Raw genomic sequence first — 15,830 nt, 5'->3', positions numbered from 1 at the left:
GCTTGATGAGTCGCAGACGCCTTCTGAGCAACGTTTCTTCCAGTGAGCGGGTTCGCCCGCTCACTTTCTGGCAGCATGGTTGGCTGAAATTGGGTCGCAGTGGCCGCGCTGGCTGGCGCTGGCTTGGTCGCCTGCCACGCTGGCTGCGTGTCTCGGTGCTGGGAGTTGTAGCACTGCTCCTGTCATTGCTGGTGCTGGATCGACTCTTCCCGCCGCCGCCACTCGACCCGGCCTACGCACGGGTGGTGCTCGACATGAAGGGGCGGCCGCTGCGCGCCTTTGCCGATACCAGCGGGGTGTGGCGCTACCCCGTGACCCTGGAGCAGGTCTCCCCCCGCTATATCGAGGCACTGCTGGGCTACGAGGATCGCTACTTCTGGCGTCATCCCGGGGTCAATCCGGTGGCCATGGTGCGCGGGGTCTGGCAGTGGCTGCGCTATGGGCGCGCCGTGTCGGGCGGCTCGACCCTCACCATGCAGGTGGCTCGTCTTATCGAACCCTACCACAGGAGCGTGCCCGGCAAGTTGCGCCAGATGGCGCGCGCGCTGCAGCTGGAGTGGCACTACGACAAGCGCACCTTGCTCACCGTCTACCTCAACCGGGCGCCGTTTGGCGGCAACCTGGAGGGGGTGCAGGCGGCAAGTTTTGCCTATCTTGGCAAGAGCGCCGCCAAGCTGACTTATGCCGAGGCGGCGCTGTTGGCGGTGCTGCCGCAGGCTCCCAGCCGCAACCGGCCGGACCGGCATCCAGAACGGGCCCGCACCGCCCGCGATAAGGTGATGCAGCGGCTGGTGGCGCAAGGCGTCTGGCCCGAACAGGTGTGGTTGGAGGGGCGCATCGAGCCGGTGCTGGCTCGCGGCCACTTCACGCCGATGGAGGCGCCGCTGTTTGCCCGTCTCGCCGCCGACAATCAGGCCGGGGCGCTGGTGCACACCACCATCGACGGCGATCTGCAGCGCTGGCTGGAGGGGCGGGTGGCGAGCTATATCCGTCGCTTCCCCGAGCAGACCTCAGCGGCGTTGCTCTTGGTAGATAACAAAACCATGGCGGTGCGCGCCTATGTGGGCAGCGCCGAGTATGGCAATCTGCGTCGCCACGGTTACCTCGACATGGTGCAGGCGATCCGCTCTCCCGGCTCCACCCTCAAGCCCTTCATCTACGGTCTGGCCATGGACGAGGGGTTGGTGCACTCGGCCTCCCTGCTCTCCGATGCGCCGAGACTGGGGTCTGATTATCGCCCCGCCAACTTCTCCGGTGCCTTTCAGGGGCCGGTGACCCTTGCGCAGGCGCTGCAGCAATCCCTCAACGTGCCGGCGGTGCAGGTGCTGGAGGCGCTCGGGCCGGACAAACTGGTCAGCCGCCTCGACAACGCCGGGGTGCGGCTGGCGCTCTCCGACAAGCCCAATCCGGCCATTGCGCTGGGGGCGGCGGGGATCCGGCTCGAGCAGCTGGTGGCGCTCTACAGTGCGCTGACCCGGCAGGGGCAGGTGGCGATGCCGGTCTGGCTGGCGGGGCAGCAGGCTGTGTCACGTCCCTTGCTGAGCCCGGGGGCCGCCTGGATCATCTGGCAAATATTGAGCGCGCAGGGACGCTCAGATCAGCCCTTTGCCAGCGAGGCGACTGGCCGGATCAACCGGCTGGCTTGGAAGACCGGCACCAGCTATGGCTATCGCGACAGCTGGGCGATGGGGGTCTCCGGTCGCTGGACCATCGGCGTTTGGCTGGGGCGCCCAGACGGCACCCCCATGCCCGGTTTCTACGGCCAGAGCGCGGCAGTGCCGCTGCTGCTCTCGGTCTACTCGCGATTGGCTGACAACAGCCCTCTGCCGGTGCAGCCCAACACGGTGAGCGAAGCCGAAGTGTGCTGGCCGCTGGGGCGCAAGGCCAGCGCGACCTTGCCGCAGACGTGTTTGCAGCGCCAGAGCGCCTGGTTGCTGGAAGGGCGCGATCCTCCCACCTTGCCGGATCCCATGGATTGGCCCTCGCCGCTGCGACAGGTCGCGCTCACTGCCGAAGGCAAGCCGACGCTGACCCGTTGCCAGGATGCGGTGCAATCCGGCTTTCGGGCGCTTTGGCCATTGTCGCTGGAGCCGTGGCGGGTGCCCGGTGAGCGGCGTCAGGCGCTGCTTGCCAGCGGTTGCAAGGGAGAGGGGCAAAGTACCGAGCTGCAGGCTCCCATTCGCATCGTGGCGCTGGGGGAGGGCAACCTTATTCGCAGCCAGCGCTATCGGTTGCAGCCCAAAGTGCTGGGTGGTGTCGGCAAGCCGGCCTGGTTTCTCAACGGCCAGCGGCTGCGTTGGGATGGCGATCAGGTGCTGAGCGTGGCGGGTCGTTATCAGTTGGTGGTGGTGGACGAGGCGGGCAACAGCGATCGCATCGAGTTTCGGCTGGAGAATCCCTCCTGAGGGGAGGCGCCTCTCTTTGGGGTGTCAGAATATTGACGACATCGGGGGATGGCTCCGATGTCGTCAGCGGATTGTCGATTTCCTAGCAGGGCGTCGCGGACTCAGGGCTTGACCTGACCCAGTCGGGTGAAGAAGTGCTGACTCTTGCGCTGGTGGAAGTGGCTCTTCTTGATGGAGTGAAACACCAGCTTGCTGTCCGGATGGCTTGCCTTGAGGCGATGGATCATCGCCATGGCAGGCAGGCCGGTACTCACCAGGGTAGTGAGCGGCAGGCTCTGGGTCTGCGGCCCCAGCAGCTGGTTGAGCCCCTGCTGGGCCTGCTCGAAGCGGGTCAGCACGGCGGGCTCGGCGTAGCCGCTGCCCAGCATGGCGAGCAGGGCATCGAGCGCCTGATTAAACTCGGCCAGCTGCTGGCGAAAGCCGCTGCGACTGCGCAGGGCGATCAGCTCTGCAAACGGGATGTCGGCCAAGTGAGTGGGTACTTGCAGCGGGATTTCGAGGTGGAAGCAATCCTGACCACCCCGGTTGTGATAGCGGGATTCAAGCAGGTGCAGCAGCCGGTCCAGATAGTCGTGATCGGTGATGAGGGCCCCCTCATTGGCGAGTGCCCACTCGCGGGCGAGCCGCATGGAGAGCAGGTTGGCAAAGCGGCGCGCCATCCTGAACCCGCCTTCTTCCCGGCTGGCAAAACCGTGTGCCAGGCAAAAGCCGTGCAGCCGCTCCAGCCCTGCCTGGGCCGGGCAGAAGCAGTCGTGGTTGGCAGGCTGGCGCCAGCGACCGATCAGCTCCTTGTTGCCAAACACCTTGTGACGCACGAAGTCGGGGGCGAGCAGGCTGCTCAGCTGACTCTCCAGCTGGGGAGTGATGGCGGCAAAGAAGGTGGCATCCGGCCGCTCGGCCAGCAGATCCGTCTCCTGCTCGAGGGTTTGCAGCAGGGCGGTGAGGCCGCTCTTCTCACTGACGGTGAAGACGAAGGCGAGCCGCTCCAGATAGAGCAGGGCAAACTTGAGCCACAGCTCGTCGCGCACTTCCATGCCGGGGTAGTAGATGTAGGTCTTCATCGAATGGGTCTGTGGTCAGGAATGTTGCCGGGACGCAGGTTCGGGAATATACGCAAGATTGCCTTGGTGCGGCAAACATTGCGTGGGGGAATGTGAGCAAACGCTCATCCAGTAGGCGCTGGCCACAAAGTTCTGATATAATTCGCGCCCTTAAATCAAGGTCACCCGAGTCATTACCATGAAGTTCATTATCAAGCTGTTCCCGGAAATCACCATCAAGAGCAAGTCGGTTCGCCAGCGCTTTATCAAGATCCTGCAGGGCAATATCCGCAATGTCCTGCGCCGCTTCGACGACGATGCCCGGGTGCGGATGGATTGGGACAAGCTGATCGTGAGCTCCCGCAATGACCAGTTCCGCGAGCAGGCCATCGAAGCTTTGGCCTGCATTCCCGGCATTCAGGCCTTCCTCGAGGTACAGGCCAGCAAGTTTACCGACCTGCACGACATCTTCGAGCAGGTGAAAGCCGTGTGGGGCGACCAGCTCGAGGGCAAAACCTTCTGCGTGCGCGCCAAGCGCCACGGCAAGCACGAGTTCTCCTCCCTCGAAGTGGAACGCTACGTGGGCGGTGGCCTGAACCAGCACTGCGTGAGCAACGGCGTGCGCCTCAAGAACCCGGATGTGAAGATCAACCTCGAGATCGACGGCGAAGAGCTCTTCATCGTCAGCGCCATCCATCAGGGCCTGAGCGGCATGCCTATCGCGACCCAGGAAGATGTGCTGAGCCTCATCTCCGGCGGTTTTGACTCCGGTGTGGCCTCCTTCCAGTTCATCAAGCGCGGCTGCCGGGTGCACTACTGCTTCTTCAATCTGGGGGGGGCCGCTCACGAAATCGGCGTCAAGCAGGTGGCCTATCACCTGTGGAACCGCTTCGGCTCTTCCCATCGGGTGCGCTTCACCGCGGTGGACTTCGAGCCGGTGGTGGCCGAGATCCTCGAGAAGATCGACAACGGCCAGATGGGCGTGGTGCTCAAGCGGATGATGATGCGTGCCGCCGCCAAGGTGGCCGACGAGTTCCAGATCCCGGCGCTGGTGACCGGCGAGTGCGTGGGTCAGGTTTCCAGCCAGACCCTCACCAACCTGAATGTCATCGACCGGGTGACCGACAAGGTGATCCTGCGCCCGCTCATCACCTGGGACAAGCCGGACATCATCAGTGAAGCCCGCCGCATCGGCACCCTGGAGTTCGCCGAGACCATGCCGGAGTATTGCGGTGTCATCTCCAAGAAGCCGACCGTGAAGGCCGAGCTCTCCCGTATCGAGGCGGAAGAGGAGAACTTCGACTTCGCCATTCTGGACAAGGTGGTGGCCGAGGCCCGTTACCTCGACATTCGTCGCATCGGTGAAGAGACCGCCGCCGAGGTGCAGGAAGTGGAGACTACCGCCGAGAGCGGCGACAACGAGGTGATCCTCGATATCCGCTCCATGGACGAGCATGACGAGAAGCCGTTGCTGGTAGAAGGGCGTGAGGTCATGCATATCCCCTTCTTCAAGCTGGCCACCGCCTTTGGCGATCTGCCCAAGGAGAAGACCTACCTGCTCTACTGCGATCGCGGCGTGATGAGCAAGCTGCAGGCGCTCTATCTGAAAGAGAAGGGCTTTGCCAACGTCAAGGTGTACCGTCCGTAATGTGGCATTCATGCATGCATAAAAAAATCCGGCCAATGAGCCGGATTTTTTTATTTCACTCGGGGGAGATGATGTTCGTTAAGGGCAGGGCACCGGGGTAAAGGTGGATTGCCCCTGACAGCGCCACCCCATCTCCGCCTGGCGCATCTGCCACAGGTTGTTGCTGCGAAACAGGGTCAAGATGTAGATCATGTCGCTCTTGGTGCCGTCGAGGGCAACGGAGAGCACCAGATCGTTGTCCAGCTGTTGTGCCTGGATGCGACTGGGGATGTCGCTGTGGCCGACAAAACGCAATGCCACTTCACGATAGTCATTGACCCAGCTCTGCTGGGCAGTGCTTGCCTGTCGGATCTGCTGGTTGAACTGCTGCACCGGGGTGGAAGCGAGCCGTCCAAACAGTACCTGCGCTTCGGCCTGCGCCGTTGCCACATTCATCAATAGCAGTGATGTGATGAGTCCAAGTTTTTGCATGAGGGATTCCGGCTTACAACACTGGACCTTATGACAACAGAAAAGCCTGCTTGGTTCAACGCAACCTGGCCAGGAGTGCGACTCTACCCCTGGCCACAATATCAATTGCGCTGCAGGGAGAAGGTGGGCAGTGACAAATGCCAATAGATGGCCGCCACCCGCAAACCGAACACCGCCGTCATGCAGATGAGCATGGCGGTCACCCGATCCACGTTTACCTCCAGCGCCAGGGTATAGAGGATGCCCCCCAGGATGCAGGCGGTGGCATAGATCTCTTTTTGCAAGACCATGGGCACCTCCCGGGCCAGCACGTCCCTGATCATGCCGCCGGCCACCCCTGTCATGGTGCCCATCAATACGGCGATCAGCCCCGATGTACCAAAGTTGAGGGCTTTTTGCGCCCCGATCACGGTAAAGAGTGCCAGCCCGAAGGCATCGGCGACCGGCAGCACGTACCAGGGCATGCGACGGGGCAGCTTGACCATCCACATCCCGATGAGTGCCGTTGCTATCACTACCCAGATGTAGAGCGGGTCGCGTACCCAGAAGACGGGGGTGGCCCCCAGGATCATGTCGCGAATGGTACCGCCCCCGATGGCGGTGACTGCCGCCAATACCATGACGCCAAAACCGTCCATCCTGAGACGACCCGCCACCAGAACCCCCGAAAACGCGAATACCGCAGTACCAAACATGTCGCTGATGTAAACAATCTGCTCAACCAGTGTTTGCATGGAGAACAACTCACGTCCAATTGTTGATGGGGTCGCGATTTTAGGGGGATTGCGGCGTCTGACCAATGGCTGCCAGCAAGAAGTGGGAGCCAGACCAAGTTTTTGCCGGCGGTGATGATGCCGGTTGGTGTCATGGCGCCAGAGTTGTGCCAGATCGCCGGCAAGGCGCACGCTGCTTCACCCACCGCCCTCGGTTGTTTGCATCATGAACCTTGCAGGAAAAACAGAGCATTTTTTTCCTCAAGTTCAACGAGAACATGCCGATAAATAGGGTAAGCGGCGTTAATGCGATGAAGCGTTGAAAATAATGCTAAAGACATCGAAAAAGAGGCCGTTAAATAAGAGGCATCGAACAGGAAAGACAATAAAGTTCGAGCAAATTAAATAGTAAATTTAATAGCTTAGGAGAATAGTCATGGGTCTTTATATCAATACGAACGTTTCATCGCTTAACGCTCAGCGTAACCTGATGAACACCAACAAATCTCTGGATACATCCTACACCCGTCTGGCATCCGGTCTGCGCATCAACAGCGCCAAAGACGATGCCGCCGGTCTGCAGATTTCCAACCGTTTGACCTCCCAGATCAATGGTCTGGATCAGGGCAACCGCAACGCCAACGACGGTATCTCCGTCGCCCAGACCGCCGAAGGCGCCATGGAGGAAATCACCTCTATGCTGCAACGAATGCGTACCCTGTCCCAGCAATCCGCCAATGGCTCCAACAATTCGGATGACCGAGTGGCATTACAGGCTGAGTATAAACAACTGAATACAGAAATTAACCGTATTGCAAAAGACACAACGTTTGGCGGTCAAAATTTACTCGATGGTAAGTACAAGGGCACTTTTCAAGTCGGTGCGGATGCTGGGCAAACTATTTCTTTTAGACTAGACAAATTCGCATTCTCGCTAAGTGGAATTGCTGGTGGTACTACAGGTAAAGCAACAGTAGTTGCTGATACGACCACTAGTGATGCTTTCAAGGTAACTAAATCAACTACAGGGAATGTAAATTTTAGTGATATCAAGTCAATTACCAGCTCATTAAATGCACAAAAATCAATGGCTAACCTAGACTTTATGATTAAAGCAGTTGATAGTAAAAGGGCTGACTTGGGCGCAGTACAAAATCGTTTTGATTCTACCATTCGTAATCAGGCTAACGTGTCTGAGAATGTCAGCGCTGCGCGCTCACGTATCCGTGATGCTGACTTTGCCACTGAAACTGCCAACTTGACCAAGCAGAACATTTTGCAGCAGGCAGCCTCGACCATACTGTCTCAGGCGAACCAGCGGCCGCAGTCTGCACTTTCCTTACTACAAGGCTAACAAAAGAAAACAGGGCGGTTGTTCAGGCCGCCCTGGTCAAGAGATGGAACAAAGGGGTGTTCGGGTCGCACTCTGTTCTATCGTGAGAGAAATGCTTCTCTACTACTTATGTATTATGCAATGCCAAGTGTTGTCCAGTTGTTCAGTTCTGTCACGCTTGGTCATATTCTCCTGAGCGTATGCTCGTTTTAGGCCGGTTTACCGGCCTCTTTTTATTGTGCCGTCAAATTGACGCCACCCCACCATAGAAAGCACAAACTGTGCCAACATTCTGATTTCATCTCCTTCGCACCAGCGTTAGGGCGTACTCCCGAGCACTGGGGACGGCTTGCCACCATCTTGCCGCTTGCCGGATAAAACTTGCCGCTTTAGGCAACAATTTTCCTAAAGCTTATGTGAATGTTGCCGCTAACTAAGATGAAGCAATCGAGGGGTGTTCGGAATCCAACGTTTGCACTACTGCGGGTGGCCTGTTCGTTCAAACAGACACCCGCCAGAAGAATCAGGCTCGTTCAACCTGTTCTTCTAACGGTGGGACGCCGCTTTGGCGGCGCAACCCGCAGTCGCATGTTCTTCGGGAGAATATTTTATGGCCATGTATATCAACACGAATACTTCATCACTGAACGCCCAGCGTAACTTGATGAACACCAACAAGTCCCTGGATACGTCCTATACCAGACTGGCTTCCGGTCTGCGTATCAACACCGCCAAGGACGATGCTGCTGGTTTGCAGATCTCTAACCGCTTGACTTCACAAGTCAACGGGTTAGATCAGGGTAACCGTAACGCGAATGATGGTATCTCTGTTGCGCAAACGGCAGAGGGTGCAATGGATGAGATTACCAACATGTTGCAACGTATGCGTACGTTATCACAACAATCGGCTAACAGCTCCAACAACTCGGATGATCGAGTAGCATTACAAGCTGAATATAAGCAATTAAATACAGAGATAAATCGTATCTCCAAAGATACAACTTTTGGCGGTCAAAATTTACTTGATGGTAAATATAAAGGCACGTTTCAAGTTGGTGCTGATGCTGGTCAAACCATTTCATTTCGATTAGATAAATTTGCGTTTACTCTAAGTGGCATCGCTGGTGGGACAACAGGCAAAGCAACAGTGGTTGCTGACACAACGACTAATGATGCTTTTAAAGTGACAAAAGCCACTACGGGCAATGTGTCTTTTACTGATATTAAATCTATAACAAGCGCCTTAAATGCACAGAAATCAATGGCTAACTTGGATTACATGATTAAAGCTGTGGACTCAAAGAGGGCAGAGCTTGGTGCGATTCAGAATAGGTTTGATTCGACCATTCGCAACCAGTCCAATGTGTCCGAGAACCTGAGCGCTGCACGTTCTCGTATCCGTGACGCAGACTTTGCGACCGAGACAGCCAATCTAACCAAGCAGAACATTCTGCAACAGGCAGCGTCCAGCATCCTGGCGCAAGCCAACCAAAGACCGCAATCTGCTCTGTCCCTGCTGGGCTAACAGAAAAGCAGTGATGAGAAAGTAAAAGGAGCGACGATATGGCCAATGAAATTGGGATCCCGTCATCGGTCACTCCTTCTTCTCTTCAGTCAAGTAGCAAGAGCGGCCAATCGGCCGCTCAAGTGCTATCTGGCACGACGGAAGAGCAGCGGGTGACGGCACAACAGGATGTGAAAGAACAGCAGGATGCTCTGAATGGTGAAAAAATCGCCAAACAGGGTGTATCCAATGCCGATATTGAAAATGAGGTCCAAAACTTGCAGGAGTTCAGCAAGTTGCAAGGTTGGACTGTCAATTTCAGTGTTGAGAATGATCTGGATCAGGTGGTCATCAAGGTGATGGACGCCGAGACCAAGTCAATGATCCGGCAGATCCCGAGTGAGGAGCTGCTGGCCATCAGCAAGCGGATCAAGGATCTGCGTGAGGGTGATGTATCCGGCGGCGGTTCGCGGGTCGGGCTGCTGCTCGATAACGAGATCTGATACGAAAAAATTAAGAGGAGAGAGAGTATGCCCACCATTACGTCTGCCGGTGCCGGCTCCGGACTCGATTTGGAGTCAGTGATTGCTGCCAGTGTCGATGCCAAAAAGGCACAACTGATGCAGCCCATCACCACCAAGAAGACCAACACTCAAATCACTCTCTCCGGTGTGGGGCAGCTGAAGTCTGCCATCGCCTCGTTCGTGACCACTCTGCAGGCCATGGCGAAGGATGATGCGTTCAACAAGCGATCCATCAACATTACCCAGGACAAGGACAAACCCGTGCTCAAGGTGGAGAGCAAGGCGGGGGCCTCCAACGGTCAATATGACATCAGTGTCGAACAATTGGCGAAGTCCAGTAAATTTGACGGTACCTTCGACTCGTCGACGACCCCCCTCATCACCCAGGACGGGAAACTGACGTTCAAGGCTGGCGATAAAATGTTCGATGTCGACGTCAAAGCTGGCGATTCGTTGCAATCCATCCGAAAGCGCATCAACAATGACGCAGACAACTTCGGTCTGAGCGTCAACATCATGAATACCTCAGATGGTAAATCCAAGCTGATGATCGACTCCGGGGTCAGCGGCGACGGCAAGGATCTGCAGATCACCGGCAGCACCACCGAGTTGACCGACAACCTGGTGTCCAAGTTGACCCAAAGCCAGAGCGCTCAGGATGCCAAGATCAAGGTAGATGGCAACGCCCTGACGAGTGCGACCAATACCTTTGATGGCACCATAGTCGGGCTCAAACTGACCGTGCTCAGAGAGTCGGATAGCACGACCTCTACCGATGTAGGTGGCAATCCGGTCAAGACCTACAGCTCGAACAAGGTTGACATTAGCACTGACAAGGCCGGTATCAAAGATATGGTCAAAAGCTTTGTCGATGGTTACAACGCGCTGGTGAAGAAGAGTAATGAGTTGGGCAAACGTAGCTCTATCGTTGCTGGAAAAAACCAAAATGATGGTGGAGCGCTGGCTGGTGATGCGACAACACGCGCAGTGATCAACATGATGGGCGGTGCTATCAACGAGCCCTCACAAAAATCCTCAACCTATTCAACGATTTTCCAGATGGGTATCAAGATGGATAACAAGGGGGTATTGTCTATCGACGATACCAAGTTCAGCGAGGCCATCGACAAGAACTTTGATCAGGTGGTTGCTGTGTTTGGCGGCAAGGATGGGGTTGCAGGCAAGCTGGCCAGCCAGCTGGAAACCTACTCCAAGACCGGTGGCCTGTTGGCCAAACGGGAAGATTCGCTCAATACCGATCTGCGCGAAGTAAGCCGCAAGGAGTCGGATATTACCGCCCAGCTGACCAAGTATCAGGAGACCTTGCGGGCCCGTTATGGCAGCCTGGACAGTATGCTGGCTAAGATGAACAAGTCGGCCTCTTATCTGAATCTGCTCAATACCAAAACGAATTAATACGTAGTCAGGAGCCGTGCCTCTTATGTATCGGAAAAATATCAAGGCTTACACCACCCAGAATCTGCAGTCCGAGCTGGCGGTGGCAGATCCCTACCGGGTGATCCAGCTGTTGATGCAGGGTTGCCTCGAGCGTCTTGCCCAGGCCCGTGGTGCCATCGAACGTCGTGATTTCGAGGCCAAGTCCCAGTCCATCTCCAAGACCATGGCCATCATCAACGGTTTACAGGACTCTCTGGATCTTTCTTATGGTAAAGTTCCAGAGGATCTTTTTGCTCTGTATGACTATATGAAGGTACGGATGATGGATGCCAGTCGCGACATGGACATGGCCGCCATCGACGAGGTGATGAACCTGATGCTGACCATTAAAAGCGGTTGGGATGCTATACCTGTCGAGATGCGTGAAAAGGCTTTAGCTCAACAACATATTGGTAGACAAAATGAGCTATAACCGTTTCCCTGAATTAATGACAGTAGGTCGAGAGTTGCTGACCTTATTGGAAAATGGGGAAGTGAATGCAGCTGAGTTGTTAATTGATCGTTACCTAGAAATGTTTAATGATTTTTTTCAGAATGCTAAATTAGAACTTGTGATTGACATAGAGCAGCAGCAAGCATTGTTAGAATTTCAATCTATCTATAAACAAGTAGAAAATACTAAGAACCAGACTGAAGCTGCTTTGTTGAAAATTTCAAAAGCAGGTCGAGCATCTGATCTTTACAAGCTGAATCTAGGTTAGTGATCTATGATGGATTTTAATAAAAAAATTAATGAAATAGAAAGTGAGTTAACCCGTCTCGAGCGCCAGAAAGAGCAGGAAGCTGCTATGCTCGATGTACTACCAGTTCGTTATGAACTGAATATGATGGCATTAGAAAAATACATGCCAGATATATATAATTTTTTCAAAGATTATGTACCCGAACGTGCATTTCGATTTTTTTGTACTGAAAATGGAGAGCCAAATGTTCTCTGGTTATCAGAAAATAAGGCTCTCTATGGTAATGAGCCATTTAAAGATGCTGAGGAACAAGTTAAATATATATTTCAACACAATAAGTTACAATGCGTTAATTTTGTAAAGGACTGGTTCGTTGGTGGTCGTATACATATTAAATATAACAATGCCATTGCTGATTTGAAACCAGATATAACACGCTGTGATATGACTTTAAATAATTTTGTTGGCTTTGATATACCAATGGTAGTCATGTATGGTATAGGCCTTGGTTATCAGCTTGGATATTTGTATGAAAAGTTTAAGATAAAAAATCTTTTTGCTTTTGAGCCTGACTTAGATATATTTTATGCTTCTCTTTTTTGTTTTGACTGGAGTGCTCTTCTTGATTTCATGAGTAGGGAATCAATAAGTTTGCATATATTCCTAGGTGTTGATGAAAACCTCCTTGTGGGAGATATGATTAATGCCCTGAGTAGTAAAGGCGCATTTTGGTCATCAGCATATTTTTCGTTCGCACATTACAATTCAGATAAAATAAACAAATTGGTTGCTAGGGTTGAGAAGGAGTTTCACTTACTCAGGAGTGGGTGGGGGTTCTTCGATGACAATATATATTCATTGGCTCACAGTCGTATCCATCTATTAAATGAAGATTTTTTCTTAAAAAAAGAAAGAGATATGTCTTTTTTGAAAGATATACCAGCTTTTGTTGTTGGGAATGGACCTTCTTTAGATAAAAACATAAATTTTATTAAAAATTTATCAGATCAAGTAATTATTATTGCATGTGGTTCTGCAGTTAGTGCACTTTATAAAGAAGGAATTCAGGCTGATATATATGTTGCAGTTGAAAGAACCAAAAGTTCAGCTGACTTTCTAGACATAATGAATGCACGAAACTACTTGCGTGAGATGGCTTTCTTAAGTGTTGATGTCATTCATCCAGATTGTAAGAAGTTTTTTAGAAAAACAGGTTTAGCTTTTAAAGCAGATGAGCCTATTTATACATACTTATCGGCTTTATCAGAACAGAAATATGATACTCTAGATTATTCCAATCCTTTTGTTGGTAATTCAGGTTTAAATTATGCCTTGTTGTTAGGGTTTAAAAATGTATACTTGTTTGGTATTGACAATGGCTATAAAAATATAGAAACCCATCACTCCATATTAAGCCTATACTATAATGATAAAAAAGAAAGTAAAATTAAATCACATGTAGAAGATGCATTTTTATCCCCTGCAAATTTTGGCGGTGTAGCCTATACCAATAGGTTGTTTTCTCTTTCAGCATACAGAATGTCCCAACTCATTAGTGAATTTAAAAATACTATGTGTATGAATTGTAGCGATGGGATATATATTGATGGAGCAATTCCTCTTCATGCGGAAATGCTTAACCTTCATTCAAGAAAAATAGATAAAAAGAAGATAGTTGATAATATTTTTGATTGTGGGTTTATCAAGTTTGATGCCAGCAATCTAGATTTTGACATCCTACTAAATAAACCATTGTTTATTGATTTGATGGATATGTTCAGAAAGGACTGGAATGATGTATCTAGAGATTTCAATGATATATTATCATTGATGCAAAAACACCATGATTATTTGTATTATATTGGGCGTACCAGAGAAAGACACATATACAGAGTGCTAATTGGTTCATTGAATTATTTTTATGCCAATATGATTACACTAATGCTAATTATCATTGAGGTTGAGGGTAGCCTATTTAAGGAGAAGGTTGAGCAGGCGTTAAAAATATTAGATTCTTTTTTTGTTGAGGCTTGCGACCTATATTGTAATGCTTTTGAAAATGTCGATGATAATTATTTTACAGGCTTGAATGTTTTTAAGCATGACTGACAGTTTTAACGACATATAATCTGCTGGTTTGATACCTAAGTTGCTGTTCAGAATAGTATAGTACTGAATAAGGATGGGTTTACCTCACAACGGTAGATACATCCTATCCTCACGACGAGACCTGTTCAAAGGCCTCCCGGCTGACAGCAACTAACGTGGTTGTACCTTAGAACCCCGTTAAGAAAATTTCAATGTAATCTAAGATATTATCAGTACGGTAGCGGCATTTCTAATGCGATCTTTTTTCTTCAAACTGAAGAGCGATTCAGCTACCGCATTGTCCAGTTGTCACGTCGGCTCATAATTGGTGCTAGGTTGTTGGCCTGGCAGAAAGGCTGCTAGTCGTCACTATCATATTAGTTACTCTGGCCCCAGAGTGCACGATGACCTTGCTGTCTGGTTTACGCTGTCATTCGGCCATCAGCTGTGCACCCAACGCGAACTCGCGTGAAAGGATCTGTTTTATCCACCAGACCACCATTTTACAAGTAAAATATCTATAACTATAGCCAGATACAGCCAGCCAAATCAAGTGCGGATATAGGTGGTATTGGTAACCAAACCTGATTTACCCATATAACAATAACTTATCGCTGTATACAATTAGGTGCAGTGGTGGAAGATCTACGGGATACCCTACGTGGCGATTTATAGCCGAAAACCGTTGTGATCTGATTTATTTGCATAAGCTATCCCACCCGTTTTTACCACAGGTTTTGCCGTACTCATTCAGGTTGCCATCAATCTAGCGATAGCCATACACTGCGGCCTAAAGTGTGTGGGTCACGAATGAGTGTTTCTGGGGGCAGGTTGTTTTGAACACGTGAATAGCATCGAATGGTGCTGCTATGTATAAAAATAAGCCCAAGCGACATTTATTACCAGACACATTGTCATGACACTCCATACAGAGCGTGCTCGCTAATAAAATGATACTTCAGTCGGGCTCTCTTGTAAATTTCTGAGCGACCTTTTCAGTATATTCCACTTTTCTTTGATGCATTTTAACTGTACCCATAGCCTCAGGACCTCACTCTTTTCTTCCAGTAAGTCTCGAGCATGCTACTCACTATTATCCGGTTTGATGGCCCTCAGCCATTTATAAAAACTGTGTGCAGAAATCTCCAGCAAGTCATAGATTTCTACTCATTGAATAACCAAGAGCAGTTATCTAACGCACGGCTTTTCATTTAAAATTCAGGTGTAAATCGTGGAGTGCCCATACGCCCCTCTTATGCTAAAACTCTAGGGCTGGATCGTCTACTAGGGTGGGGACAGTCCACATTGTTACAATTATTGAAGTTGATGGTCGGACCAATCACGAAGAAGTCGTCGAACTCGAACGCGTAATAATGGTCCCCATTTGGGAATATTATTTGGTGAAATTTTCCTCGGAATGAATATCGATGATCTTATGTGACAGGTTTGGCGCCGTAGCACTGGTAAGATCCGAGATACGGACCAATGGCAATTTTGGAACAAAAATTCTTCCACCTTCATGCGATCAGAATTATTCAACATGAAGTATATCCCTTGATGCAAGGTGATATAGGCGCGGGTCATTTTTCTAATTGATGGTGGGTAAAGTATCTTCGCACTAGCCCATCTTCTTTGAAAAAATGGGGCGATAGAACAACTATAACTGACCATATCGCCATAGTGGGTTATGACAAAACTGGTAGGATTATAATGTATAATTGTAATATAGTTTGCTGTCATGAAGGATTTATTGGATGCCGGCAGTGGCGCCGTAGGAATGGATTGGGTTTGCGTCCTAGATGAGTTTTCAGCAATATGAACATTGGTTTTGATGCACTCTACTGGGTTGTATTCAGCAGCTGTAACCTGTTGCAAAGCTACTGCATCGTGAATTCAGATAATAAGTGCAATGCCCATGGTGCATAGGAGAGAGGCGGTCAACTACCAGTTAGGGTACGCTTCT

Annotated in this window: 12 protein-coding genes and 1 pseudogene; 9 read left to right on the top strand and 4 right to left on the bottom strand. The window is 51.4% G+C overall.

What is annotated here, in order from left to right; all coding sequences use genetic code 11:
• Positions 1-5 precede the first annotated feature (5 nt).
• The gene (pbpC, locus tag PG899_RS00060; RefSeq protein ID WP_024943693.1) at positions 6-2,405 is read left to right on the top strand and encodes a penicillin-binding protein 1C; all 2,400 of its coding nucleotides are present in this window, start codon (positions 6-8) and stop codon (positions 2,403-2,405) included.
• 101 nt (positions 2,406-2,506) lie between these two features.
• Here the strand turns inward: pbpC and PG899_RS00055 are convergent, their stop codons facing one another.
• Positions 2,507-3,466, bottom strand: a complete 960-nt coding sequence (locus PG899_RS00055; RefSeq protein ID WP_024943692.1) for a hypothetical protein — start codon at positions 3,464-3,466, stop codon at positions 2,507-2,509.
• A gap of 178 nt (positions 3,467-3,644) precedes the next feature.
• On the opposite strand from PG899_RS00055, the gene thiI reads away from it, so the two are divergent.
• Positions 3,645-5,093: a tRNA uracil 4-sulfurtransferase ThiI gene (thiI, locus tag PG899_RS00050; RefSeq protein ID WP_024946451.1), complete on the top strand. Its 1,449-nt coding sequence runs from the start codon at positions 3,645-3,647 to the stop codon at positions 5,091-5,093.
• A gap of 78 nt (positions 5,094-5,171) precedes the next feature.
• On the opposite strand, the gene PG899_RS00045 is transcribed toward thiI, so the two are convergent.
• Positions 5,172-5,564, bottom strand: coding sequence for a hypothetical protein (locus tag PG899_RS00045; RefSeq protein ID WP_039214967.1), 393 nt, complete (start codon positions 5,562-5,564; stop codon positions 5,172-5,174).
• Between the two features lie 101 nt (positions 5,565-5,665).
• The gene (locus PG899_RS00040; RefSeq protein ID WP_024946450.1) at positions 5,666-6,298 is read right to left on the bottom strand and encodes a trimeric intracellular cation channel family protein; all 633 of its coding nucleotides are present in this window, start codon (positions 6,296-6,298) and stop codon (positions 5,666-5,668) included.
• Between the two features lie 415 nt (positions 6,299-6,713).
• On the opposite strand from PG899_RS00040, the gene flaA reads away from it, so the two are divergent.
• The 7 genes from flaA to PG899_RS00005 all read left to right on the top strand — a co-directional run bounded on the left by flaA (position 6,714) and on the right by PG899_RS00005 (position 13,888).
• The gene (gene flaA / locus PG899_RS00035; protein WP_024942783.1) at positions 6,714-7,631 is read left to right on the top strand and encodes a flagellin A; all 918 of its coding nucleotides are present in this window, start codon (positions 6,714-6,716) and stop codon (positions 7,629-7,631) included.
• Between the two features lie 589 nt (positions 7,632-8,220).
• Positions 8,221-9,135 (top strand): flagellin B, encoded by a 915-nt coding sequence (gene flaB, locus PG899_RS00030; RefSeq protein WP_024942782.1) that lies wholly within the window; start codon positions 8,221-8,223, stop codon positions 9,133-9,135.
• 38 nt (positions 9,136-9,173) lie between these two features.
• Positions 9,174-9,617: a flagellar protein FlaG gene (locus tag PG899_RS00025; RefSeq protein WP_024946098.1), complete on the top strand. Its 444-nt coding sequence runs from the start codon at positions 9,174-9,176 to the stop codon at positions 9,615-9,617.
• Between the two features lie 27 nt (positions 9,618-9,644).
• Positions 9,645-11,054: a flagellar filament capping protein FliD gene (fliD, locus tag PG899_RS00020; protein ID WP_024942780.1), complete on the top strand. Its 1,410-nt coding sequence runs from the start codon at positions 9,645-9,647 to the stop codon at positions 11,052-11,054.
• 25 nt (positions 11,055-11,079) lie between these two features.
• Positions 11,080-11,508 carry a flagellar export chaperone FliS gene (gene fliS, locus PG899_RS00015; protein WP_024942779.1) on the top strand — a complete coding sequence of 143 codons (429 nt, stop codon included), beginning with the start codon at positions 11,080-11,082 and terminating at the stop codon, positions 11,506-11,508.
• Positions 11,498-11,797: a hypothetical protein gene (locus PG899_RS00010; RefSeq protein WP_024946099.1), complete on the top strand. Its 300-nt coding sequence runs from the start codon at positions 11,498-11,500 to the stop codon at positions 11,795-11,797. The genes fliS and PG899_RS00010 overlap by 11 nt, the downstream gene beginning before the upstream one ends.
• Before the next feature lie 6 nt (positions 11,798-11,803).
• Positions 11,804-13,888: a motility associated factor glycosyltransferase family protein gene (locus PG899_RS00005; RefSeq protein WP_232105232.1), complete on the top strand. Its 2,085-nt coding sequence runs from the start codon at positions 11,804-11,806 to the stop codon at positions 13,886-13,888.
• 109 nt (positions 13,889-13,997) lie between these two features.
• On the opposite strand, the pseudogene PG899_RS24270 reads toward PG899_RS00005, so the two are convergent.
• A pseudogene (locus PG899_RS24270) lies at positions 13,998-15,111 on the bottom strand (DDE-type integrase/transposase/recombinase).
• Between the last annotated feature and the right edge of the window lie 719 nt (positions 15,112-15,830).

It is taken from the genome of Aeromonas sp. QDB39, from assembly GCF_027707585.1.
GTDB classification, from domain to species: Bacteria; Pseudomonadota; Gammaproteobacteria; order Enterobacterales; family Aeromonadaceae; genus Aeromonas; species Aeromonas hydrophila.
The sequence above is the reverse complement of the archived record's forward strand: the minus strand, read 5'-3'. Positions and strand labels throughout refer to the sequence as shown.

Bases quoted from the DNA above. Each gene is read 5' to 3' on its own strand.
- PG899_RS00040 (WP_024946450.1), bottom strand. From the start codon at position 6,298: ATGCAAACACTGGTTGAGCAGATTGTTTACATCAGCGACATGTTTGGT.
- thiI (WP_024946451.1), top strand. From the start codon at position 3,645: ATGAAGTTCATTATCAAGCTGTTCCCGGAAATCACCATCAAGAGCAAG.
- fliS (WP_024942779.1), top strand. From the start codon at position 11,080: ATGTATCGGAAAAATATCAAGGCTTACACCACCCAGAATCTGCAGTCC.
- PG899_RS00005 (WP_232105232.1), top strand. From the start codon at position 11,804: ATGATGGATTTTAATAAAAAAATTAATGAAATAGAAAGTGAGTTAACC.
- flaA (WP_024942783.1), top strand. From the start codon at position 6,714: ATGGGTCTTTATATCAATACGAACGTTTCATCGCTTAACGCTCAGCGT.
- pbpC (WP_024943693.1), top strand. From the start codon at position 6: ATGAGTCGCAGACGCCTTCTGAGCAACGTTTCTTCCAGTGAGCGGGTT.
- fliD (WP_024942780.1), top strand. From the start codon at position 9,645: ATGCCCACCATTACGTCTGCCGGTGCCGGCTCCGGACTCGATTTGGAG.
- flaB (WP_024942782.1), top strand. From the start codon at position 8,221: ATGGCCATGTATATCAACACGAATACTTCATCACTGAACGCCCAGCGT.
- PG899_RS00010 (WP_024946099.1), top strand. From the start codon at position 11,498: ATGAGCTATAACCGTTTCCCTGAATTAATGACAGTAGGTCGAGAGTTG.
- PG899_RS00045 (WP_039214967.1), bottom strand. From the start codon at position 5,564: ATGCAAAAACTTGGACTCATCACATCACTGCTATTGATGAATGTGGCA.
- PG899_RS00025 (WP_024946098.1), top strand. From the start codon at position 9,174: ATGGCCAATGAAATTGGGATCCCGTCATCGGTCACTCCTTCTTCTCTT.
- PG899_RS00055 (WP_024943692.1), bottom strand. From the start codon at position 3,466: ATGAAGACCTACATCTACTACCCCGGCATGGAAGTGCGCGACGAGCTG.